The organism is Ideonella livida (genome assembly GCF_010499455.1).
In the GTDB taxonomy this organism is placed as follows: domain Bacteria; phylum Pseudomonadota; class Gammaproteobacteria; order Burkholderiales; family Burkholderiaceae_C; genus Ideonella; species Ideonella livida.
The window spans coordinates 1-23,000 of the sequence record NZ_JAAGOH010000035.1 but is presented as its reverse complement, the minus strand read 5'-3'; the positions used below and the strand labels follow the sequence as shown (position 1 = coordinate 23,000).

Annotated in this window: 16 protein-coding genes; 9 read left to right on the top strand and 7 right to left on the bottom strand. The window is 73.1% G+C overall.

The annotated features are described in order from the left end of the window. Positions 1-45: 45 nt before the first annotated feature. From G3A44_RS19650 to G3A44_RS19620, 7 genes are all read left to right on the top strand, one after another. Positions 46-774 carry an ABC transporter permease gene (locus tag G3A44_RS19650; RefSeq protein WP_239061986.1) on the top strand — a complete coding sequence of 243 codons (729 nt, stop codon included), beginning with the start codon at positions 46-48 and terminating at the stop codon, positions 772-774. Positions 775-793: 19 nt separating this feature from the next. Then, positions 794-1,468 carry an ABC transporter ATP-binding protein gene (locus G3A44_RS19645; protein ID WP_163459452.1) on the top strand — a complete coding sequence of 225 codons (675 nt, stop codon included), beginning with the start codon at positions 794-796 and terminating at the stop codon, positions 1,466-1,468. Between the two features lie 10 nt (positions 1,469-1,478). Then, positions 1,479-2,960: a glycosyltransferase family 4 protein gene (locus tag G3A44_RS19640; protein ID WP_163459451.1), complete on the top strand. Its 1,482-nt coding sequence runs from the start codon at positions 1,479-1,481 to the stop codon at positions 2,958-2,960. A gap of 61 nt (positions 2,961-3,021) precedes the next feature. After that, on the top strand, positions 3,022-5,895 hold the full coding sequence (locus G3A44_RS19635; protein WP_163459450.1) for a coiled-coil domain-containing protein: 2,874 nt from the start codon (positions 3,022-3,024) through the stop codon (positions 5,893-5,895). Between the two features lie 64 nt (positions 5,896-5,959). Next, on the top strand, positions 5,960-8,044 hold the full coding sequence (locus tag G3A44_RS19630; RefSeq protein ID WP_163459449.1) for a coiled-coil domain-containing protein: 2,085 nt from the start codon (positions 5,960-5,962) through the stop codon (positions 8,042-8,044). Between the two features lie 35 nt (positions 8,045-8,079). Then, entirely contained in the window at positions 8,080-9,114 is a 1,035-nt protein-coding gene (locus G3A44_RS19625; RefSeq protein WP_163459448.1) for a sulfotransferase, read from the top strand. Next, complete coding sequence (locus G3A44_RS19620) at positions 9,108-9,821, top strand: 6-hydroxymethylpterin diphosphokinase MptE-like protein (protein ID WP_163459447.1); 714 nt, start codon at positions 9,108-9,110, stop codon at positions 9,819-9,821. Before G3A44_RS19625 ends, G3A44_RS19620 begins: the two co-directional genes overlap by 7 nt. Positions 9,822-9,836: 15 nt before the next feature. On the opposite strand, the gene G3A44_RS19615 is transcribed toward G3A44_RS19620, so the two are convergent. The 4 genes from G3A44_RS19615 to G3A44_RS19600 form a co-directional block, all read right to left on the bottom strand. Continuing rightward, the gene (locus tag G3A44_RS19615; RefSeq protein WP_163459446.1) at positions 9,837-11,942 is read right to left on the bottom strand and encodes a PKD domain-containing protein; all 2,106 of its coding nucleotides are present in this window, start codon (positions 11,940-11,942) and stop codon (positions 9,837-9,839) included. Between the two features lie 171 nt (positions 11,943-12,113). Next, complete coding sequence (locus G3A44_RS19610; protein ID WP_163459445.1) at positions 12,114-12,965, bottom strand: DUF4850 domain-containing protein; 852 nt, start codon at positions 12,963-12,965, stop codon at positions 12,114-12,116. A gap of 53 nt (positions 12,966-13,018) precedes the next feature. Next, positions 13,019-14,047 (bottom strand): amidohydrolase family protein, encoded by a 1,029-nt coding sequence (locus G3A44_RS19605; RefSeq protein WP_163459469.1) that lies wholly within the window; start codon positions 14,045-14,047, stop codon positions 13,019-13,021. A 76-nt stretch (positions 14,048-14,123) separates the two neighbouring features. Next, positions 14,124-14,807 carry a substrate-binding domain-containing protein gene (locus G3A44_RS19600; protein WP_239061984.1) on the bottom strand — a complete coding sequence of 228 codons (684 nt, stop codon included), beginning with the start codon at positions 14,805-14,807 and terminating at the stop codon, positions 14,124-14,126. Between the two features lie 397 nt (positions 14,808-15,204). Here G3A44_RS19600 and G3A44_RS19595 point away from each other — a divergent pair, with 397 nt between their 5' ends. Next, complete coding sequence (locus G3A44_RS19595; RefSeq protein WP_163459444.1) at positions 15,205-15,762, top strand: PEP-CTERM sorting domain-containing protein; 558 nt, start codon at positions 15,205-15,207, stop codon at positions 15,760-15,762. A gap of 89 nt (positions 15,763-15,851) precedes the next feature. Next, positions 15,852-17,936 carry a putative bifunctional diguanylate cyclase/phosphodiesterase gene (locus G3A44_RS19590; protein WP_163459443.1) on the top strand — a complete coding sequence of 695 codons (2,085 nt, stop codon included), beginning with the start codon at positions 15,852-15,854 and terminating at the stop codon, positions 17,934-17,936. Positions 17,937-17,973: 37 nt separating this feature from the next. Here the strand turns inward: G3A44_RS19590 and G3A44_RS19585 are convergent, their stop codons facing one another. From G3A44_RS19585 to G3A44_RS19575, 3 genes are all read right to left on the bottom strand, one after another. Further along, positions 17,974-20,190, bottom strand: a complete 2,217-nt coding sequence (locus G3A44_RS19585; RefSeq protein WP_163459442.1) for a site-2 protease family protein — start codon at positions 20,188-20,190, stop codon at positions 17,974-17,976. After that, positions 20,184-21,500, bottom strand: coding sequence for an efflux RND transporter periplasmic adaptor subunit (locus G3A44_RS19580; protein ID WP_163459441.1), 1,317 nt, complete (start codon positions 21,498-21,500; stop codon positions 20,184-20,186). The genes G3A44_RS19585 and G3A44_RS19580 overlap by 7 nt, the downstream gene beginning before the upstream one ends. A 19-nt stretch (positions 21,501-21,519) precedes the next feature. Further along, on the bottom strand, positions 21,520-23,000 hold a 1,481-nt coding region (locus G3A44_RS19575; RefSeq protein WP_163459440.1), incomplete at its 5' end, for a cadherin-like domain-containing protein.

The following is a 23,000-nucleotide window of genomic DNA, read 5'->3' as shown; positions in this document are numbered from 1 at the left end:
CTGGGCGACCACCTGCGGGTGCAGTGGCGCATCCTGCGCGCGCTCATGCTGCGCGAGGTCATCACCCGCTTCGGCCGTGAGAACCTGGGCGTGCTGTGGCTGGTGGGCGAGCCCATGTTGTTCACCGTCGGCGTCACCGCGCTGTGGACCGCCACCAGCATGCACGCCCACTCCAGCCTGCCCATCACCGTCTTTGCCATCACCGGCTACAGCTCGGTGCTGTCCTGGCGCAACGCGGTCGGCCGCTGCAACCGCGCCATCGGCGAGAACTTCAACCTGCTCTACCACCGCAATGTGCAGGTGCTGGACGTCTTCATCGCCCGCCTGCTGTTGGAGCTGGCGGGCGTCACCGCCTCCTTCCTGGTGCTGGTGCTGCTGTTTACCGGGCTGGGCTTGGCCCAGCCCCCGCGCGACCCGCTGGCCGTGGTGTGCGGCTGGCTGATGCTGTGCTGGTTTGGCGGCGCCCTGGCCACCACCGTGGGGGCGGCCTGTGCCCACAGCGAGCTGGTCGACCGGCTGTGGCACCCCGTTTCGTACCTGATGTTTCCCTTCTCCGGTGCGGCCTTCATGCTCGACTGGCTGCCGCCGGCTGCCCGCAACGTGGTGGCCTGGCTGCCCATGATCCACGGGGTGGAATACATGCGCGAAGGCTTCTTCGGTGCGGTGGTGCGCACCCACCATGACCTGGCCTACATGGCCACCTGCAACCTGGGCCTCACCCTGGCCGGCCTGCTGCTGGTGCGCAGCGCCGCGCGCCGGGTGCAGGCCCCCTGAGGCCCGGGGGCGCACGTCCATGATCGAGCTGCAGCAGGTCTCCAAGCGTTACCCCACCCGCCAGGGCTGGCGCACCGTGCTCGACCGCATCGACCTGTCCCTGGCCCCGGGCCGCAATGTCGGCATCCTGGGGCGCAACGGCGCGGGCAAGAGCACCCTCATCCGCCTGCTGGCCGGGGCCGAGCAGCCCAGCGCCGGCCACATCCACCGCGGCATGAGTGTGTCCTGGCCACTGGCGTTTGGTGGCGCCTTCCAGGGGCACCTGACCGGTCTGGACAACCTGCGTTTCATCTGCCGCGTCTACAACGTCGACTGGCAGCCGCTGCTGCCCTTCATCGAGGAGTTCACCGAGCTGGGGGCCTACCTGCGCGAGCCGGTGGGCCGCTACTCCATGGGCATGATGACCCGGCTGGCCTTCGCCCTGTCCATGGCCATCGAGTTCGACTGCTTCCTCATCGACGAGGCCATGGTGGTGGGCGACAAGCGTTTCCACGACCGCTGCCACCACGAGCTGTTCCACAAGCGCCGTGACCGCGCCTTCATCCTCGTCTCGCACGACGAGAACGTCATCCGCCTGTACTGCGAGCGGGCCTGCGTGCTGCACCAGGGCCGTCTGCACAGCTTTGACAGCGTGGATGAGGCCTACCGCTTCTACCAGCAGGCCGTGCCGGGCAGCCCGGCCCTGGCCGCCTGAGCCCCACCCCATGACCGTCCACATCCTTCTGGAACTGCGGCCCGCCCTGGGCGGCCACGCCGGCATACCGCAGGAGACCCGGCTGCTCTTCCGTGGCCTGGCCGCCCTGCCGGGCCTGCAGGTGGACGGGCTGCTGCAAAGCAGCAACCGCCTGCTGCCGCCTGCGCTGCCGCCGGTGGCCACCCGCTGGCGCGAGGACCGCAAGGTCCACCGCCTCTCGCGGGTGGTCATCGCGCTGCAGGACACCAACGACCGTGGCCGCTTCCAGCGCGCCGCCGACGCCCTGCGCCTGGCCCTGGCCGGCGTGCGCCTGCAGCTGCGCACCGCCGTCGGACTGCGCACCGCGCTCGACCGCTTCGAGCCCCGCCACTTCAGCGATTTCCTCTGGCGTGGCCTCTTCGCCAAGACCCTGCCCGCCGAGGACCTGGCCCAGGTGGCCGGCGCCGGCTACCGCGTGGTCCGCATGCCCTGGGTGGGCCTGCACAGCGCCGCCCTGGCCACCCGGCCGCTGGGGGGCGCCCTCTACCCGCGCTTTGACACCCGCGGCGTGGACGTGCTGCTGGCCGAGACGCCCTTTCCCGGCCGTGTCAGCGCCGGCACCCGCCTGGTGGTGCGCTACCACGACGCCATCCCCCTGCTGATGCCGCACACCATCTCGGCGCCTACCTGGCACCAGGCCTCGCACTACCACGCCCTGCGACGCAATGTGCGCGACGGCGCCTGGTTCGCCTGCGTCTCCGAGTCCACCCGGCGCGACCTCGTCAGCCTGTTTCCCCAGGCCGAAGCCCGGGCCGTGACCCTGCCCAACATGGTCTCGCCGCACTACTTCCCCGAGGACTCCCCGGCCGACCGCATCCCCGACATCCTGCGCCTGCGCCGCAACACCCAGCTCGCCGACGGGGCCGCCCCCTTCGCCCTGCAGCGAGGCCCCGGCGGCGTGGACTACCTGCTGATGGTCTCCACCATCGAGCCGCGCAAGAACCACCTCAGCCTGCTGGCCGCCTGGGAGCAGCTGCGCCATGCCGGCCACCCCCAGCTGCAGCTGGTGCTGGTGGGCATGATGGGCTGGCATGCCAAGGCCATCGTCGCCAAGTTCCGGCCCTGGCTGGCCCGCGGGGGCCTGCATGTGCTGGAGGACGTGCCCGCCGCCGAGCTGCGCCTGCTCTACCGCCACGCCCGCGCCACCGTCTGCCCCAGCTTCGGCGAGGGCTTTGACTTCTCCGGCATCGAGGCCATGCGCTGCGGTGGCGTCGTCGCCGCCTCCGACATCCCGGTGCATCGCGACGTGTTCGCCGACGGCTGCGAGCTCTTCCACCCTTACGACGTGAGCGACCAGGTGCGCTGCCTGCAGCGCCTGCTGGCCCCCGAGGCCCAGGTCCTGCGCCAGGCCCTGGTGGCCCGCGGCGACACCGTGGCCCGCCGCTACCTGCCCGAGGTGCTGCTGCCCCGCTGGCAGGACTTCCTGCAGCAGGTGGTGCGCGGCGCCACCTGACCTCAAGCACCCGCCGCGCGACCCCTCGCTCCCCTACGACCCCACTCTTGACCGGCCCACCATGACCACCCCCCTGCTGATCCTCCTGGGCACCCCCTTCGGCCCCACCGCGGCACGCTGCGGGCAGCTGGTGGCTCGCCAGCCCGACCACCCCCTGCAGGCCGCCCTGGACGCCTTCCAGGCCGAGGCTGGCCTGGCCGGGGCACTGCCCACTCCGGCCGCCCTGGAGGCGGCGGCGCGACCCGGCGCCGACACCCTGCGCCGCCTGCACACGCTGGTGGCCGACATCGCGGCCACCGCCGGCACCGGTGCCCGGGAGCCTGCCCCCCCCCAGCCACCGGCCTGGATGCACCTGGACGGCGGCTGCTTCAACCTGGAGGCCCAGGCCCACGCCTGGCCCCAGGCCCGTTGGTTGCTGCTGCTGGACAACCCCGTGCAGGCCCTGGCCACCGACCTGGCCGCCGGTCGGGCGCCGCAGCCCCACCACTGGCTCAGCGCCTGGCGCGATGGTGCCACCCGGCTGCTGCGCCACGTGCAGGCCCACCCCCAGGCCTGCCTCCTGCTGGACCTGCCCGCCGCGCTGCGGCAGTCTGCGGAGGCTGCCGCCTGCATCAGCCGGCTGCTGGGCCATGCCGCGCAGGCCGGCCCCAGCGTCCCGGTGCCGCCCGACGATCCGCTGTGCCGCGCGCTGGCCCAGGCCCTGGTGGGGGCCGACCGTGCCGCGCAGCGCCTGTACGAGGAGCTCAGCGCCTGCTGCCAGCCCCTGTCCGAGGCCGCCGACCCCTGGCTGGGCCTGCGCCCGCTGCGTCCGCAGGAGCAGGCCGAGGCCGCCCGCACCCTGAGCACCCTGCGCCAGGCCCTGGCCGAGGTGCCGCGGCTGCAAGCCGGTCTGGCCCAGGCCGCCCAGGAGGCGCTGGCCCAGGGGCAGGCCCATGCCGAGCGCCTGGCCCAGACCCAGGGCCAGCACCAGCGTGAGCAGCAGCGCCTGGTCGAGCAGTTGCAGGCCCTGCGCGAAGAGCTGCAGGCCCGCGAACAGGCCTGGACCGCCCGCGAGCTGGCCGAGCGTGCCCGCGAAGCCACGGCCCGCCAGGCCCTGGAGGCCGAACTGCGCAGCACCCGTCAGGGCCTGGCCGAACTGCGGCAGACCAGCCAGGCGGCCCAGGCCGATCTCGCCCAGGCCCATGCCCGACTGGAAGAGGCCCACCAGGCCCATGCCCAGGCCCGGCATGAGGCCCAGACCCTGGCCCAGGCCCAAGGCCAGGCCCAAAGCGAGCGCCTTGAGCGCCTGCAGGCCCAGCTGGACCAAGCCCGGGCCCAGGTGGCCCGCCTGACCGAGGCCCTGGAAGGCGCACAGGCCCTGGGCCGCCAGTGGCAGGACCGGGCCCAGGCCCTGGTGGGCGACCACGGCCAGCTCGTCGAGCAGCTCGCCCTGGTGCAGGTCGAGCATGAGGAGCAGGCCCAGGCCTGGGCCGAGGAGCGGGAGGCCACCGCCCTGGTGCAGGCGGACCTGCAGGCCCAGCGGCACCAGCTGGCTGCGGAGCTGCAGGCGCTGCAGGTGCAGCTCCAGGAGGTTCAAACCCAGCATCAAGGTGCTGTGGCGCAGGCCCAGGCCGTTGAGCGCGCGCTGGCAGCGCATGAGCGCCATGCCGAAGCGCAAGCCCGGCAGGCGGCGGATGCCGCGCAGGTGCGCTGGCAGGCCGACAGGGCGGGGCTGGAGGCCGAATGCCAGGCCTTGCGACGCCAGCGGGACGAGGCCGCCGCCAGCCAGGCCCAGGCCCTGCACGACCAGCAGGCCCTGACGCTGCGCCTGGAGGCGGCGCACCGCGACGGCGCGGTGGTCCTGCAGCAGCTTCACCACGTGCAGGAGGAGCTGGAGTTTGCCTACCAGACCTACTGCCAGGAGTCCGCCCTGGCCGCCGCCGCCGCCGCCCACAACCCCTGGACCGGCGCCCTGCGCCTGCTCATCGACCGGGTGGAGCTGCAAGCCGAACGCGACACCCCGCCGCACCGCGAGCTGCAGCTCACGCTGCGCGGTGTGCGCCTGGCCGAGCCCGCGGGCACCCACTGGGACGCCGTCCACCTGCGCCTGGTCGAGCACCATGGCCATGCCGGCTTCGTCGTCTTCCGCGAGGCCGGCGCCGACCCCCTGTTCCAGCACTGGCAGGACGACGGCGAGGAGGCCGGACGGCCCTTCATGATGCTCATCCCCGCCGATGAGGTCAGCCGCAGCCACATCGACGCCCTGGGCGCCCGCGATTGGGCCCTGTTGCATGCCTTGACCGGCTGGGTGGAGGATGCCCTGCGTCAGGCCGGCCGGGCCTGTGCGCCGCGCTGGCTGCTGGCCGTGCGCCGCCTCACCCGCGAGTTGCGCGAACTGCCCCCTCGCCTGCACTACGACGGGGTTCAACTGCAGGCCGTGCCTGGTGAGGGTTCCGACGTCAGCCTGATGCTGCGCTTTGGCCCGGTGGCCTGCGCGGGCCAGCAACTGCCCCTGCTGCGCCTGCGCTGGCAGGTGGGCCAGCTGCGCGACGGTCGGCTGGAGGACTCGCGCCTGGAGCTGCTGGCCACCGAGACCGAGCACGGTCCTGTGCTCCCTCTGGTGGGCTGGCCCCTGGACGCCCAGGGCCTGCCCCTGGACGGTGTGACCCTGCCCCTGTCGCAGGGGCCCGACCTGGCCGACCGCCAAGCGGCCTGGGAGCGCCTGGGCCGCAGCGAACGCGACCTGATGTTCGGCCTATTGGCCTGCCTGCCGGCCGTGCTGCGCCAGGCCGCCGACCAGCAGCTGCCCGCCGCTTGGCCGCGCGACCGCCTGGCCCAGGCCGCCGCCGGCCTGCCCGAGCAGGTCCGCGGGCTGTGGCGCGCCAGCCGCATCCGCCAGGTGGTGGGCAGCCTGCTGGGGCGGCCCCAGCGCACCGCCCCCTGGCTGACCCACTGAGCGGCCTGGCGTGTCCACCCGCCCCCCTGCCGACGCCCCCACCGCCCACGCAAGAGGTTCCGCCATGACCCATCTGGCCGACTGCCTGGCCGCCCTGCCGGCCCTGCCGGGCACCGTGCTGCACCTGGGTGCCGGGGACGGCGCCGTGCTCCAGGACTACCTGGGCACCGACCCGCGCCACCACCCCCGCCAGCTGCTGCTGCTGGAAGGCGACGCCGACACTGGCGCCGACCTGCGTGATGCCCTGCGCGAGGCCGCCCGCGACCCTGCCCAGTCCGCCACCCGGCTGCAACTGTTGCCCGAGGTGGTCAGTGCCGACGGCGGCCGCCACACCTGGCGGCGCCACAACCTGCGCCGCCTCAACGGCCCCCTGGCCCTGCCCGGTGCTGAGCACCACTACCCCAGCCTGCGCACCGTCGAGCAGCGTGAGGTGCCCACCGTGGCCCTGGTCCAGCTCCTGCACCGCCTGGCCGGGCAGGGCCTGCTGGCCCCTACGCCGGGGCGCGAACACCTGCTGGTGCTGGACCTGCCGGGCCAGGCCCATGCCCTGCTGGCCAGCCTGCCGCCGGCGCTGCTGCGTCCCTTTGGCGCCGTGCTGGTGACCGGCTGGTCCGAGCCCGACACCCCGGCCGGCGAGCAGCTGCAGACCCTGGCCTTCTCCTCCCGCCTGGTCGCCGCGGGCCAGGACCGGCTGCAGCCCATGCAGCTGCTGGTGTTCGACCCGCTGCGCGAGGCACTGGGCCAGGCCCAGTCGCGTGAGCAGGCCCTGCAGGCCGAGCAGCAGCGCCTGCAGGCCGAGCTGCAAGAACAGACCCGCCTGGCCCAGGGGCGTCGCGACCAGCTCGACGAGCTGCGCCGGCAACTGCGGGCGCAGCAGGCCCAGCAACCCCTGGCCCTGGCCCAGGCGCTGGAGGCCGCGGCCCAGGCCGCCGCCCAGTCGCAAGAGGCCGCGCTGCGTGAGCAGGCCGAGGCCATCACCCTGCGCCTGCAGGCCGCCATGGCCCAGGACCTGGCGCAGCAGCAGGCCCAGGCGCGCCAGCAGCTCGACCAGGCGCAGGCCGAGGCGGCGCAACAGCTGGCCACCCTGCAGGCGGAGCACAAGCGCCAGACCGACCTGGCCCAGGCCGAGGCGGCGCAACAGCTGGCCACCCTGCAGGCGGAGCACAAGCGCCAGACCGACCTGGCCCAGGCCGAGGCGGCGCAACAGTTGGCCACCCTGCAGGCGGAGCACAAGCGCCAGACCGACCTGGCCCAGGCCCGCCGCACCCAGCTCGACACCCTGCGTGAGACGCTGCGCACCACCCAGCAGGAGCTGGCCCGCAGCGCCCAGGCCCAGCAGGCCGAGGTCCAGACCCGGCAGGCCGCTGAGCAGGCGCTGGCCCAGGCCCAGGCCGAGCTGCGGGCCCAGGCCCTGGCGGCGCTGGCGCAGCACGGACAGCACGAGCAGGCGCTGGCCCAGTGGACCCAGGAGCGGGCGGCCCTGCAAGACACGGCGCAGGCCGCCGCGGCCCAGGCCGAGGACCGTGCGCGGGCGCTGCAGGCCGAGCTCCGGCAGCAGACCGAACTGGCCGGTGCCCGCCGCACCCAGCTCGATGCCCTGCGCGAGGAGCTGCGCACGGCGGTGCGTGGCCACGGCGAACAGCTGGCCGCGCTGCAGGCCGAGTGCGACCAACGCGGCCTGGCCCTGCAGCGGACCCAGGCCCAGGCCCAGGAAGCCCAGGAGGCCCGGCAGGCCCTGGACACGCTGCTGGCCCAGGTGAGGGCCGAGCTGGGGGCCGCCACCGGCCGCGAGGCCGCTTTGCAGGCCGAGCTTGGCCAGCAGACCGAGCTGGCCGGCGCCCGACGCACCCAGCTGGATGCCCTGCGCGAGGACAAGCGCCAGGCCGAAGCCCAGGCCCAGGCCCAGCAGCAAGCCCTGCACAAGGAGCTGGCCGAGGCCCGCCAGGCGGCCACCCTGGCGCTCAAGCTGCAGACCCTGCGCGAGCACGACCTGGCCGACCTGCAGACCCGCTACGCCGAGGCCCTGGGCCGTGAGCAGGGGCAGCAAGACCTGCTGGTCCGCCTGGGCCAGCGCCTGACTCAGGTCAGCCAGTTGCTGCGCCGGGTGGGGCTGGTGGAGGGTGCCGCCCTGCCGCCCCACGGCGCCTGACCCGCCCCGTTCCACCCACGCCGCCCCCGCACACCATGGACACCCCCCACTGGAACGCCACCCTGGCCCTGCAGGCCGCCGCCCGCGGCCAGCCGGCGCCCGCCCTGCCGGGCACGGCCGCCGCCCTGCAGCTGCTGCTGGAGCAGGCCCTGGCCGAGCTGCCCGCCGCCGGCCGTCCCGAAACCCTGCCGCAGCAGCCCGCCGCGCAGGACCCCTGGCAGGCCGTGCAGGACTGCCTGGACCTGTGCCAGCGGGCCGCCGTCCAGGCGCCCGTGGAGCCGGTGCGCACCCTGCACCACTTGGCCTGCACCGGGGGCACGCTCATCGCCAAATGCCTGGCCGCCGTGCCCAATGTGCAGTTGCTCAGCGAGATCGACCCGCTGAGCACCCAGCAGCGTGACCTGGCGGGCGGGCGGCCGCGTTTCGCCCCCTCGGACATGGTGACCCAGTGGCGCCAGAGCAGCCGCGGGGTGGACGAGCCGGCGCTGGTGGCCCTGTTCCAGCAGGAGCTGCGCTGGATCCATGCCCACGCCCGCCAGCGCGGCCAGCGCCTGTTGCTGCGCGACCATGCCCACAGCCACTTCTGCCTGGGCGCCGAGGTGCCGGAGCGGCCCGGGCTGGACGACATGGTGCGCGCGGTGCTGCCCACGCGCTCGGTGGTCACCGTGCGGCATCCGCTGGACAGCTACCTCTCCCTGCGTCAGCTGCGCTGGGTGCATTTCCAGCCCGCCACCTTCGAGGCCTACTGCCAGCGCTGGCACGCCTTCCTGGACCACCATGCGCGCCAGCCGGTGGTGCGTTACGAGGACTTCGTGGCCGATCCGGTGGCCGGCCTGCGCCAGCTCTGCGAGGCCCTGGACCTGCCCCCGGCCGACCATGCTCCCCTGGTCTTCGACGCCTTCCGCCTGACCGGCGACAGCGGCCGCGGTGATGGCGTCATCGCCCCGCGTCCGCCCCGCCCGCTGCCGCCGGAGCTGGCCGCCGAGGCGGCGGCCAGCCCCTCCTATCTGGCCCTGGTGGCGCGGCTGGGCTATGCCCACCGCCTGCCAGCCACCGAGGTGCCATGCTGAACGAACTGGGCCGCCGCGGCCGCCTGGGCGCCCTGCGCGACCGCCATGCCGGGCAGCGTTGTGTCATCGTCGCCAACGGTCCTTCGCTCAACCGCATGGACCTGCGTCCCCTGCGCCATGAACAGGTCATCGGGCTCAACAAGATCTACCTGGGCCTGCCGGGCTTTGGTTTCTCGCCGCGCTACCACGTGGCCGTCAACCCCAAGGTGGTGGCACAGGCCTGGGCGCCGCTGGCCGCGCTGCCCTGTGTCAAGTTCGTCGGCAGCCGCGCCGCCCGCGAGGCGGGCGTGCAGGACGGCCCGCTCACCCACATCGTGGACACCGAACGCCCGCCCGGGCGTTTCTCCACCGATCTGCGCCTGGGCCTGCACGAGGGCTGGACCGTGACCTTCGCCGCCCTGCAGGTGGCCTGGCACCTGGGCTTTGCGGAGGTGGTGCTGGTGGGGCTGGACCACCGCTACCAGTACGACGGCGCGCCCAACGAGGCGCGGGTGATGCAGGGCGCCGACCCCAACCACTTCAGCGGCGACTACTTCGGCCACGGCCAAAGCTGGGACAACCCCGACCTGGGCCGCAGCGAGGAGAGCTACCGGGTGGCGCAGGCCCAGTTCGAGGCCGACGGGCGGCGCATCTGGGACGCGACGCTGGACGGCGCCTGCCCGGTGTTCCCCAAGACCACGCTGGAGCGGGCGCTGGGGCGGGCCTGAACACGCCCGATCCGATCAGGGCTGCAGGGCCCCCAGGCTGGTGCTGGTGCCGGTGCGGCGCTGGCCGTAGAAGTCTTCCAGCACCGGCGGCGGGCCGCTGGTGGAGGCGGCCACCGGGGTGCCGTTGCCGATGGCGTAGCTGCTGGCGGCCGGCTTGAGGCTGGCCAGGCTGGCAGACAGGTTGTCCCAGGTCGGGGCGGTCGGGGCCGTGGTCCAGGGGGAGGTCTTGTAGTCCTTGATCAGCGAGCCGACCACCGCCTTCTCCAGCGTGTTGGTCTGCATCAGCACCACCGGGTCGGGGGAGCCCACATAGACCACATGGCCGTCGCCCGTGTTGCCGAAGCCCGTCTTCACGGCATTGGGGGCCCAGAACAGGTTGTTCTGCAGCACCACGCCACTGGGCGCGTCCGCGGCCTTGGCCGCGTTGTCGGCGCTGAAGAAGGTCTGGCTGAGCTCTGAGCTCACCGAGGTGTTGTTCTGGATGTAGGCGCTGCTGGGGGCGGGCACGCCGTAGGCGGTGTTGCCGTACTGCACATTGGCGTGGATGGCCGGGCCGGTGGACAGCGCCGCGCCGGAGCCCGCCTGGCGGCCGATGAAGATGCTGTTGCGCACCACCATGTCGCGCGAGACCAGGCCGGTCAGGAAGGTCATGCCGCCGGCGAAGCTGGTGTCGGTGCCGGGCACCACATGCACGTTGCGCTCGAACAGCACCGACTCGATCGGCTCGTTGGAGCCCCGGTTCTCCGGGCCGGCATGGACCAGGCCGGAGCCGGCCAGGGCGCCGTCCGGGGCCAGCCCCAGCACGTTGTCCGAGATCTGGATGTGCTGCGTGACCTGCCCGCCGCTGGTCTTGCCGTTGCCGGCGGGGTCGCCCCGCGCGGTCAGCAGCGCCTTGGTGGGGTTGGCCTTGGCCAAACTGTTGTGCGCATAAAGCGCCTGGCTCATGCCCTGGGTGCGGATGTTGTGCTCGATGCCCACGGCGTCGGCCAGCAGGTTGCCCATCACGCGCATGCCCGTCGCGTTGGCCGGCCCGTTGTAGCCCTTGGAGGCGTCGCTGGCGGTCGCCGCAGCCCAGAGGCCGACATTGCCCAGACCCCCGATGAGGTGCCGGGCGGCGCTGTCCTGCACGATCAGGTTGCGGCCGGAGAGCGTGCCCAGCGACGACAGGCCATCGGCTTGCAGGCGCAGCAGCAGCAGGGATTCCGAGCCACCGGTCACCATGCGGGCGGTGAACACCGCATCGTCCTTGAGCAGGGCGGTGTTGCCGGTGCCCCGCAGGTCCATCAGCGTGACCTGCGAGCCGGTGACCACCACGGCCCCGTAGTTGCAGTAGATCCCGTTGTGCGGGCAGGCCCCGGCGGGTTTGGCCACCTTGGGGTCGAAGTAGATCTCCGGTGCGGGCAGGCTGCGGTCACCCCATGCGCCCAGCTGCAGATTGGAGGCCGAGGTGCTGCAGCTGTCGGTGATCAGGTAGCGCTCACCACGCTTGAGCAGCACCCGGGTGTCATCGGTCAGCAGCGAGCAGATCGACGGCGTGCCGTCGGCCGAGCTGCCATCCATGGATGTGGCCTTGAGGCGGCGTGCGCCGGTGGGCACGCCCGCGGCCGAGGCGGCCGGGACTCCGGAGGCGGCCACCACCACCGTCTTGGTCCCGGCGTACACGGTGTCGGGATCCTGCACCACGATGCTCACCTTGGACTGGTGCGACTCCGTGCCGTCCCACACCGTCAGCGTGGCCTCGTAGGTGCCGGGCTGCTGGTACACATGGCCGGCCAGCGGTCCGTGGCCCACGTTCTTGGAGGGGCGCTGGCCGTCGGGGCCGGGGCGGCCATGCTGCCAGCGGCCGCCGTCGGGGTCCTCGCCGTTGCGGGTGTCCCCGAAGTCCCAGGTGTACTGCAGGTCCCGGAAGGGGGTGCCCACCCGGGGCGAACTGCTTTGCAGACCGTGGAAGGACACCGCCAGGGGGGCCGGTCCGGTCAGCCGGTGGGCCGCGATCACGGCTTGGATGGCCGGCTTGCTGACCGCATCCGGCGTGCCGCCACCACCGGAGCAGGCGGTGCTGGCCAGCCCGCCGGCCAGGGCGAGGCCCAGAGGCAGGAGAAATCGGGGGAGAGATCGCATGGCAGGGTTCCAGGCTTGAGCGCTCTTTCGCCAGAAAGAGTCGGGTTCCCGGCGGTCCAGCCCGGGCTTGTCACCAAATGCTAACTGGTGTGCCAGAGGGGTACAGGGGTTCCCCCCCGGCTGAGGGGTGTTTGGCGGCCGCCAGGGCGGGCCCTGCTGGGCAGGGGAGGCTCAGGGCACATCGGCCGCCAAGGTGGCCGCGGGCTGGCGCAGCAGGGCGCGGGCCAGCGCGGCCTGGCCGCCGGGCAGGCGCAGCCGCAGGTCCTGGAAAGCTTCGCCCTGGCGGGGGTCAAAGCAGGCCACGCCCAGCACCGGGGTGGGGCCGGGCACCGGCCAGCGGTAGTCCAGGCAGCGGGCCGGACCTGTCTGGGAGCGGGAGAGCAGCAGCCGGGGGCGGGCCTGCCACACGGGCACCTCGGCCTGGCGGGCCAGCGGGCGGGCTTCGGGAAAGTAGAGGCTGGCCTCGGCATAGGCGCAGCCGGCGCAGGTGCCGGTGTGCCGCAGCCACAGGTAGGGCCTGTCCCTGCCGGTGGCGTCCGGTGGCGCGAAGACCAGCTGGAAGCTGCCGTTGGCGCCCAGTCCGGCCTGCCGCACTGTCCAGCCTTGGGGCACGGCCAGCGGCCCGACCGGGGTGGCCCACACGGCCAGTGCGGCGCCGGACACCGCGGGCAGGGCCCGCCAGGCGTCCCAGGCGTCTGGGGTGTCCTGGGCGGGTTGGCCGGCCGTGGGCGGGGCCGGCAGTTGCCAGGTGGTCACCCCGGCCTCATGCGCGCCGCTGGACACCGTGAGGCGCCAGACCGGCCAGTGGCCGCCCTGCGGGGCCGGCCAGCGGCCGTCCGCCTGCGCCAGGGGCGCGGGGCCTTGCGTGGCTTGCAGCGCCGGGGCGCTGTGGCGCAGCACTGCTGTGGGGGGCGCGGCCAGCGCCTGCGGGGCGGCGGCGCTGGCCATCCAGGCCGCCGCCACGGCCAGGCACAGGGCCAGTGGCTGGCGGTGCCGGGTGGCGGCAGTCAGGGGGGCAGGCATGGGCCCACTGTAGGGCAGGGGCGTGGCCGTCCCCGGGGCTGGGGCGTTGCGGCTCAGAGGCCCTTGGCCTTGAGCGCGCTGTCCAGGCGGCTGAACACGCGGCGGGCGTTGCCTTCGAACACGGCGTAGCGCTCTTCGTCCGTCAGGTTGGCGGTGGCGTTGACGTAGCGCTTGGTGTCGTCGTAGTAATACCCGGTTTGCGGGTCGATGCCGCGCACGGCGCCGATCATCTCGGAGGCGAACAGGATGTTCTTCACCGGGATCACCTTGGTCAGCAGGTCGATGCCCGGCTGGTGGTAGACGCAGGTGTCAAAGAAGATGTTGTTGAGCAGGTGCTCGTCCAGCAGCGGCTTCTTCATTTCCTGGGCCAGGCCACGGAAACGGCCCCAGTGGTACGGCACCGCGCCGCCGCCGTGGGGGATCAGGAACTTCAGGGTCGGGAAGTCCTTGAACAGGTCGCCCTGCAGGCACTGCATGAAGGCGGTGGTGTCGGCGTTCAGGTAGTGGCTGCCGGTGGTGTGGAAGCAGCTGTTGCAGCTGGTGCTGACGTGCACCATCGCCGGGATGTCGTACTCGACCATCTTTTCGTAGATGGGGTACCAGTGGCGGTCGGTCAGCGGCGGGCTGTTCCAGTGGCCGCCGGAAGGATCCGGGTTCAGGTTGATGCCCACGAAACCGTATTCCTTGACGCACTTCTCCAGCTCGGGGATGCAGGTCTTGGGGTCCACGCCGGGGCTTTGCGGCAGCATGGCCGCGCCGATGAAGTGGTCCGGGAACAGCTGGCTGACGCGGTAGCACAGCTCGTTGCAGATGGCTGCCCAGGTGCTGCTGGTCTCGAAGTCACCGATGTGGTGGGCCATGAAGCTGGCGCGCGGGCTGAAGATGGTCAGGTCGCTGCCGCGTTCCTTCATCAGCTTGAGCTGGTTCTTCTCGATGGACTCGCGCAGCTCGTCGTCGCTGATCTTCAGCGCCTTGGGGTCGGGCTTCTGGCTGGGGTCCTTCAGCGCGGCGATCTGCAGGTCACGCCAGGCGCCCAGGGCGGCCGGGGCGGTGGTGTAGTGGCCGTGGACGTCGATGATCAGCGGTTTGGCTTGGCTCATGGTGGCGAGGGGTCAGGGGGAAAAGGGGAGGCGGCGCCGTGGGGCTGGGGCAGCGGCCTCAGGCCGGGTCCATGCCCTGGCGGCGCTTGGCGTCGGCCGCCGCCGGCGAGGCCAGGAAGGCCAGCAGGGCGCGGGCCTGGGCCTCGCGCGGGCTGCCGGCCACCACGGCGCCGGTGAAGGTGGTGGTGATCTGGATCTCGGCGGGCAGCGGGCCCAGCAGGTCGATGCCGGGCACATGCAGCAGTTCGGACAGCTGCTGGAAGCCCAGCGCGATCTGCCCCGAGGCCACCAGCGAGCCCACCGGCACGCCCGGCGGCGGGGTGACGAGGCGGGCGGCCACGTCCTGGGCGATGCCCCAGCGCTCGAACAGCTTGGCCAGCGCCACGCCGCTGGGGCCGGTGGAATAGCCCAGGGTGGGCGCGGCCAGCACGGCGGCGCGCACGGCGGCTTCGCTGCCCAGGTCGGGGCGTGCGGCCCCGGCCGGCACCGCCACGGCCACGCCGGAGTGCACCAAGTCGGTCACGCTGTCTTGCAGCACCCGGCCGGCGGCGGCCAGCTTGGCGATGGCGTCCGAGGCCAGGATCACCACGTCAAAGGCCTCGCCGGCCATCACCCGCTTGGCAGCGTCCACGCCCCCCACGCTCTCGATGTGCGCGGCAGGCCCCCCCTGCGCCAGGCACAGGGGCGTGAGTTCGGCCAGCAGCAGCCGGGTGGCCATGGAGGAGATGCCGGAGAGGGTCATGGGGCAGGGCGGACCAGGGGCCCGTGGCAGTCAGGCAGGGCCGGGGCGCTGCCAGCCCCTTGGGGGGCGCGCAGCGGCTCCGGAGAGCGGGAGCACCGATTCTGTGCGGGCCCACCCATGCTGCCTAGGCAAGCATGGCACTACCAGCTATGCCCCGAAGGCATGGCCTGATCGACGCAAAGCCGCCAAGGGACCGGAATGGGCTGATGTTTGCAACTTGTCACATTCGCCCTTCGCCTGGGTGATTGCCAAGACGGTGTCATTCGTGACGAAATTCACGTTTTGCAACGGGCGGGTACGCCCTGCCCCTTGCCCATGCGCCAGCACCGGCTACCGCGGCATCTCCACGGGTCTTGCCCGGGCGAGCGCCCCCTCCCACCCCTACGGAGTTCCTGTCATGCGTTTCCTGTCTGCGCGCGCCTGTGGCGCGTTGGCCTTGGCCCTGTCGTTGGCACCCGCAGCGGCGCTGGCTGCCCCCGCCTTCAACAGCGGCACCTGGACCTTCACCCAAGACCGGTGGCTGGACGGAGGCACCGCCACCCTGAGTTTCACCGGGGCGGACAGCGACCGCGACGGCCTGCTGGAGCTGGGTGAACTCACGGCCTTCAGCATTGACCACGACCGCCTGGCGACCCTCGATCGCTTCAACATCTTGCGCGCCTTCGGCCTGTCGGACCTGACCCGGTTCAGCTGGGACATGGGCGACAGCACCACCTTTGGTGACAACGCGACGGACAGCTTCAGCGCCGAATACCTCTACGGCAGCGGCGGCTGGATGGCGCGTATCTTCGGCTACGACGAAGGGGGCTTCGAGTCAGGCTATTGGGTGGGTTCCGTCGAGCGGGACGACTACGCCTCCGGTCCTTACACCGCGGCGGCCGTGCCCGAGCCCGCCTCCGCGGCCCTGATGCTGGGCGGCCTGGCCGCCCTGGCCTGGCGCCGCCGCCGCAACTGAGGCCTGGCCGCCGGCAGAGCGGCCACAAGCCTTCGCCATCCCCGTACCGGGCGTTGGGCGGTAGCCCCGGTTCAGGCGACACTCGGACCATGTCCGCCGATCCGTCCGCGCCCCTGCCTGCCGCGCTGCCCCTGGCCGATGCGGCGTCCCTGGTCCTGCTCGAGCGTCTGCAGCATCCGCTGTGGATCTTCGACATGGCCCGTTCCCGCGTGACCTGGGCCAACGCCGCCGCCGTGCGCCTGTGGCGCGCCCGCGACCTGCCCGACCTGTTGCAGCGCGACCTGGGGGCCGACATGAGCCCCTCGGTGGCGCACCGGCTCACCCAGTTCCTGCAGGACTTTGGCGAGACCGATGCGCGGTTCTCCGAGCTCTGGACCCTCTACCCGCAGGGTGAGCCGCTGCAGGTGCGCATCGAGTTCAGCGGCGTGCGTCTGCCGGACGGCCGTGTGGGCATGCTCTGCGAGGCCCAGCCCGCGCCCGAGGTCGACACCCAGACCCTGCGCAGCGCCGAGGCGCTGATGCACACCTCGGTGATGATTTCCCTCTACGGCTGCGACGGCCATGTGCTCTACCGCAACCCCGCCGCCCGCGATGCGGTGAGCACCGGGGCGCAGACGCTCTGGCAGCATTTTGTGAGTCCGGACGACGCCCAGGTGCTGCTGATGGAGACGCTGGAGCACGGCCACTACCGTTGCCAGACCCGGGTGCAGTCGGTGCATGGTCTGCGCTGGCACGAGGTGTCGGCCCGGCTGTGCCGTGACGCGGGCTCCGGCCAGGACGCCATGCTGCTGTCCGAGGTGGATGTGAGCGACCTCAAGCGCGCCGAGGCCCACGCCAGCTACCTGGCCCTGCACGACACGCTGACCGGCCTGCCCAACCGCCACTTCGTCAACCGCCACTTTGCCGAACAGCTCGGCGCACTGCGGGCCGAGGGGCATGCCGCCACGCTGCTGTTCATCGACCTGGACCAGTTCAAGGACATCAACGACACCCTGGGCCACGCCGTGGGCGACGAGCTGCTGGTGCGCGTGGCCCAACGCCTGAAGGCCGAGTTGCGCGAGGGCGACCTGCTGGCGCGTCTGGGGGGGGATGAGTTTGTGGTGCTGGCCAGTACGGCGCCGCGCCAGGGGCAGCCGGCCCTGGTCGAGCCCGGGGCCTCGGCCCTGCAGGCGGCCCAGGCGATTGGTCAGGCGCTGGGCGAGCGCCTGCTGCAGGCCCTGACGGGGGCCATTTCGGTGGGGCGGGCCGAGGCCCGGGTGACGCCCTCCATCGGCGCCTGCCGCTTCCCGCAGGACGGTGACGACCTGGACACCCTCATGCGCCATGCCGATGTGGCCATGTACCGCGCCAAGGCCGGGGGGCGCCACCGCATGGCCTGGTTCACGCCGGAAATGCGCCATGAGGTGCAGGCCCGGCTGTTGCTGGAGTCCGAACTGCGCATGGCGGTGGCGCGCGGCGACTTTGAGCTGTTCTTCCAGGCCCGGGCCGAGGTGCGCACCGGGCGCATCGTGGGGGCCGAGGCCCTGGTGCGCTGGCGCCATCCCGAACGCGGCTGGATCCCGCCCAGCGAATTCATCGCCACCTGCGAGCAGACCGGCCTGATCATCGAGCTGGGCCGGCAGGTGCTGGAGCAGGCCATGCAGCACGGTGTGGCCTGGCAGCGGGCGGGCCTGGATCTGCACGTCTCGGTCAACCTCTCCCCACGCCAGTTGCAGGACCCCGGGCTGCTGGCCATGGTGGCGTCGCTGGTGGCACGCACCGGTTGTGATCCTTCGCGCATGGAGCTGGAGATCACCGAATCGGTGCTGATCGGCCATGGCGACCAGTTCGTGCAGACCCTGCAGGCGCTGCGGGCCATGGGTTTTCGCATCTCCATCGACGACTTTGGCACCGGCTACTCCAACCTGGCCTACCTGCGCCGCTACCCGATTGACGTGCTCAAGATCGACCGCAGTTTCCTGCATGACCTGATGGAGCACCGGCCGATCACCGAGCTCATCGTGGGCCTGGGGCGGGCCCTGGGCCTGCGGGTGGTGGCCGAGGGGGTGGAGACCCTGGCCCAGCTGAGCTGGCTGCGCCAGCAGGGCTGCGACGAGTACCAGGGTCACCTGGTCTGTGCGCCGGTGCCGGCCGAGGAGTTCCTGCTGCTGGCCGGCAGTGCGCACAGGCCTTGAGGGCCTGGTTGCGGCCGCCGGGCGCGCAACGAACGCCTCAGAAGCCGGCCTCGCGGCGCCACAGCGCGTGGGCCTGGCGGTGCAGCCGCTGCCATACGCTCAGTGGGGGACCGTCGAATTGCACATGGCCCCGCCATTGGCGCAGCGGCCCCGGCGGCGCCTGCGGCACGTCCAGTTCCACCCGGAAGCGGGGCTGCACCGGTACCCAGCCGATGCGTGTCTCCCGCGCGTCCACCAGGCCGCCATGGGCCTGCACCAGCAGCACCTCCGGCAGCGTGGCGCTGGGTTGCGGGGCCACGCTGCGTACCCGCGCGGGCAGTCGTGTCCAGGGCTGGGCGTCCAGCACCAGCCAGGCGTCCTGTCCGGCTTGCAGGTGGCCGGCCAGGTCTTCGCCCACATAGGCCACGGCCTGCCAGCGGCCGGGGGTGGCCAGGTGCATCAGGGCTTCCTGGGGCGGGGGGCTGGTGCGGCCGGGGGCCAGGTCGGGGTGCAGGCTCACCACCACCGCGTCAAACGGTGCCACCGGCTGCAGCCGTGCCGCGTCCTGGCGCAGGGCCTCGGCCTGTTCGCGGGCGGTGGCCAGGGCGGCCTGCAGGGCGGGCCACTGGCCCTGGCGTTCGGGCAGCAGGGCGGCCAGCTCCACCTCGCGCTGGAGCTGGCGGATGCGTGACTGCAGGCTTTGCCGCTGCTGTTGCAGCCCGGGCAGGCTGGCCTGCAGCAGGGGCTGGCCGGCCGCCACGGTCTGCCCGGGGGCGACGGCCAGCGCGTCCACCTGGGCGGCCTGGGGCAGGTGCACCGCCACATGCCCGGCAGGCTGCAGCAGGGCTGCGCCGGTGAGGCTGGAGGACCAGGGCAGGGTGCCCGCCCAGCCGGCCAGGCCCAGCAGGGCCAGGCTGAGCCAGGCGCGGGGCTGGGTGCGCCATTCGGCCCAGCCCCGCGCCCAGACGGCCAGCTCCCGGGTCACCGGGCCGACGATGAACCAGGCGATCTCCACCGCGAACAGCAGCAGGCCCAGCAGCTTGGGGCCGAAGTGGTAGACCATCCAGGCGATGCCCAGGAAAAGCACCAGCCGGTAGCCCCAGGTGGCCAGCGCAAAGGCGACCAGGGCGCGGCGGCGGCCGGCGGTCACCGGCTCGGGCAGGGGCTGGCGCCAGCCCAGCAGGCTGCGCCGCAGGGCGTGGCGGGCCAGCGCGAAGCTGCGCTCGTGCAGATTGGGCAGGTCCAGCGCATCGCACAGCAGGAAGTAGCCGTCAAAGCGCATGAAGGGGCTGAGGTTGATCAGCACGCTGCTGACCCAGGTCATGGTGGCCAACATGAAGGCGGCGGTGCGCCACGGGCCCTCGGGCAGCAGGCCCCAGGCCAGGGTGGCCCAGGCGGCCAGGGTGAGCTCGGTGCGCACGCCGGCCGCGGCGATTTGCAGCCGGGCGCGCGGCTGTGCCAGGCGCCAGGCGTCGGTGGTGTCGGTGTAGGCCATGGGCCACATGACCATGAAGGCCACGCCCATGGTGGGCACGCGGCAGCCGTGGTGCCGGGCCACCAGGGCATGGCCCAGCTCATGGGCCAGCTTGACGGCGGTGAGGGTCAGGCCATAGAGCAGCAGGCCACGCCAGCTCATCAGGTCCAGCCACTGGGCGGCCAGCAGCTCGCGCTGCTGCACGGCCAGCACCCCGCCGGCCAGCGCCGCCAGCCAGCTGAGCTGGGTGAAGCGGCGGTGGCCCAGGCCGCGCGCAATCGGCAGCAGCAGGCGCAGCAGGCCCTCGGGGCGCAGCAGGGGGATGCGGAAGAACAGGTAGTGGTGCAGCAGCCAGGTCAGGGCGGCACGCAAGGGCGCGCGTGCCTGCGGGGCCTGCGGGTCCTGCGGTGGCGCCGGGGGGTGGGTGGGCTGCAGCAGTTGGGCCTGTTGCAGCTCGGCCAGCACGGCCAGCACGTCCTCGGTGTCCAGCTGCAGCAGGGTGCGGCGGCTCACCTCGCGGGCGATGGTGGCGGCGTCCCCCATCCACCAGTGGCGCATGACCTCGTAGGTGGTCCAGTCGATGCGCAGGTAGCGGTGGCGCACAGGGTCCTGCACGGTCCAGCTGGGCTGGCCGTCGGCGTCCGCCGGCCCGTGGTGCAGGCGCAGCTCTTCGCGCAGGGCCGGCCAGTGCCGGGGGCCGGTTGCGCCCGACAGGGTGATGATCTGCGCCGGCGCCGCGGGGGGTGCGGTGGGCGTCGCCGCCGGGTCGGCGGGTGTCGGTCGGCGGGCCAGGCTCACCATCCGGTGCTCTCCCGCAGGGCGGCCAGCGGGCGGCGCAGCACCCAGTAGGCCAGGGGCACCTCGGGGCCGTCCACATGGACGGTGCCGCGGGCGCCCAGGCGCAGCGCGTGGCCGTCCTGCAGGGTGCCGCGCAGGCGGTAGCCCAGGCCCAGGTCGGGGCGGGTCTCGGCCTCGTAGGCGAACAGCCGCAGCCGGGCGTTCACCGGCTCGCCGGGCTGCGCCTCCAGGTGCAGGCGCATGGCCGCCCCTTCACGCAGGTCCACGGCGTCGCCGGCGGCCAGCCAGGCCTCCACTTCCTGGTCCCGGGGGTTGGCCACGCGCAGGATGGCCTCGCCGGCGGCCACGGTGCGGCCGGGCCAGCTGCCCGGGTCCTGCACCAGGGCCACGCCGTCCTGTGGGGCGCGCAGGCTGGTGCGCAGGCTTTGTTCCTGGGCCAGCGCCAGTTCGGCCTGGCGCTCGCGCACTTTGCCCTGGGCGGCGGCCAGCTGGGCCTTGGCCTTGGGGTCGAAGAGGGCCTGTTGGCTGATCTGGCGCCACTCGGTTTCGGCGGTGGCCAGGGCCTGGCGGGCCACGTCGGCCCGGGCGGCCCAGCCGGCGTCGTCCATCTCGACGAGGACTTCACCGGCACGCACCGGTTGGTTGGGCTCGACCCGCAGGCGGCGCACGGTGCCTTCGCTGGCGGCCCGCACCACCATGGGTTCGCGGGGCACCAGCTCCGCGGGCGCGCGCACGGTCAAGGGCACGGGCAGGGTGCCCGCGCCGGCCAGCGCGGCCAGCAGCAGCAGCGCGGCCGGACGCGGCAGGTGCTGGCGCCAGCGCCGCGCGTGGCGGTCCCGCGGGTCCCGGGCCTGGCGGTCCAGGCTGTGCCACAGGCGCACCCAGTGCTGCGCCTGTTGGGCTTCCTGGGGCGACCAGGGCACGTCCCGCACCAGGGCCACGCCGTCAGCGGGGTCGCCGGCTGCGCGGGCCGGTGGGGTGTCGGGCAGGGGGCACCACAGCACCTGCGTCGGCCACCATTCGGCGGCTTCGTCGGCCAGCTCCGGCGGCAGCTGGTGCCAATCCACCAGGCCGGCGGCCAGCGTGGCCAGGTGGGGATGCAGGCGCTGCAGCCACTGGGCGTAGGGCCCCAGCGGGTCCAGCGTGGCACCGCCTGAGTGGCCGCTCACACGGCCGTTTTCCCACAACACGGCGATCTGCACGGGCCACAGGTCGCGGCAGCGGTTGAGCAGCAGGAAGCGCCGCTCCTGCGCGCTGGGGGCCTCCTGGGCCCCCACCAGCAGGGCCAGGGCGGCCAGGTCGGGGGTGCTCATCGTCAGGGTCCGCCGCCGGTCAGCCGCGGTGACGGGGGGTCTGGATCCACTGGCCTGCCTGGGCGCGCCAGGCCTCGCCGCGCTGCAGCTGGCTGCTCAGGCCGGCACCGCGCTCGGCCGTGCCGGTGCTCACCTTGATGCGGAAGACCGTGCTCACCTCCCGGCCCTGGCTGTCGCGGGCCACCAGCTTGACGGTGATGTCGCGGTTCCAACCCGGGGGCGGGCTGCCGGTGAAGGTGCCTGCCTTGCCATCGAACAGCAGCCAGCCTGGCAGCGGCTGGCCGTTGGCCTGCGCGGCGCGCAGGGTGACCGTCTCGTTGAGCTGGGTGTGGACAAAGGTGTCGGCCGGGACCTGCAGGTTCAGGCGCTGGCCCAGCTTGATGACCTGGTCGTCCATCCCGTTGAGCAGCTTGAGCGCCGGCTCGGCCGCCGGCCGCACCATCATCTGGAAGCCGCTGGGGCGGGTGAAGATGTCGCTGCTGCCGCGGTTGACCTCCCGCTCTGCCGGCGCCGGAGGAGGCGGCAGGCGTGGCGCCTCGGTCGGCAGTGCCGTGTGGATGCCGGCGCCCAGGGCGGAACTGAAGTCCGGCGGCGGCAGGGGCGGGGCGGTGGGCGCCGGGGCTTCGGGCAGCGGGGGCAGGGGGGGCGGATCCGCCGGCCGCGCCGGTGGCTCTGGCGGTGCGGCCTGCAGCACCTCGCGGGTCAGGGTCAGGCGCGCGGCGGCGCCCTCGCGGCCATTGGCCAGCACCGGCCGGGCCTGGAAGGTGTAGGCCCCCGGGGCGCCGGGCTCGCCCCCGGCGTCACCCACCAGGGTGGCCAGGTTCACCTCGGGCAGGGCCCAGCGGCCATCGGCGTCGGCCACCACAGTGCCCAGCAGCTCGCCGGCCGGGGTGTAGAGCCTCAGGGTCTGGCCGGGTTGGGCCAGGCCTTCGAGCTGGACCTGGTCGGCGGTGGTGACCTTGTCCACATCGGACACGCCCAGGTCGGAGCTGCGCGCCAGGTCCACGGTGGGGGCGGGTTGCACGGTGACCTGCACCACGGCCAGGCGGGTTCCGCCCTGTCCGTCGGCGACCTGCACGGTGAAGCTGTCCGTGCCCGTGTAGCCCGGTGCCGGGGTGTAGACGTAGGCCCCGGTGGCGGCGTCCAGGCTCAGCGTGCCATGTGCCGGCCCGCTGTGCACCGAGAAACTCAGTGCATCGCCGTCGGCATCGGTGGCGGCCGGCAGCTGGCCCTCGTAGGGGCTGTCGGCTGCGGTGACCAGTTCACTGTCGGCCAGCGCGGGCAGGTCGTTGACGTCGGAGACGGTGACTTGCACGGTGACGGGGGTTTGGCCGCCGTTGCCGTCGTCGACCAGGACCACAAAGCTGTCCACACCGCTCCAGCCGGCATCTGGGGTGTAGGTGTAGACGCCGGTGGCCGGATCGAGGGACACCGTGCCATGCGTCGGGTCGGTGTCGACAGAGAAGGCCAGGGTGTCGCCGTCGGTATCACCGGCGGCCA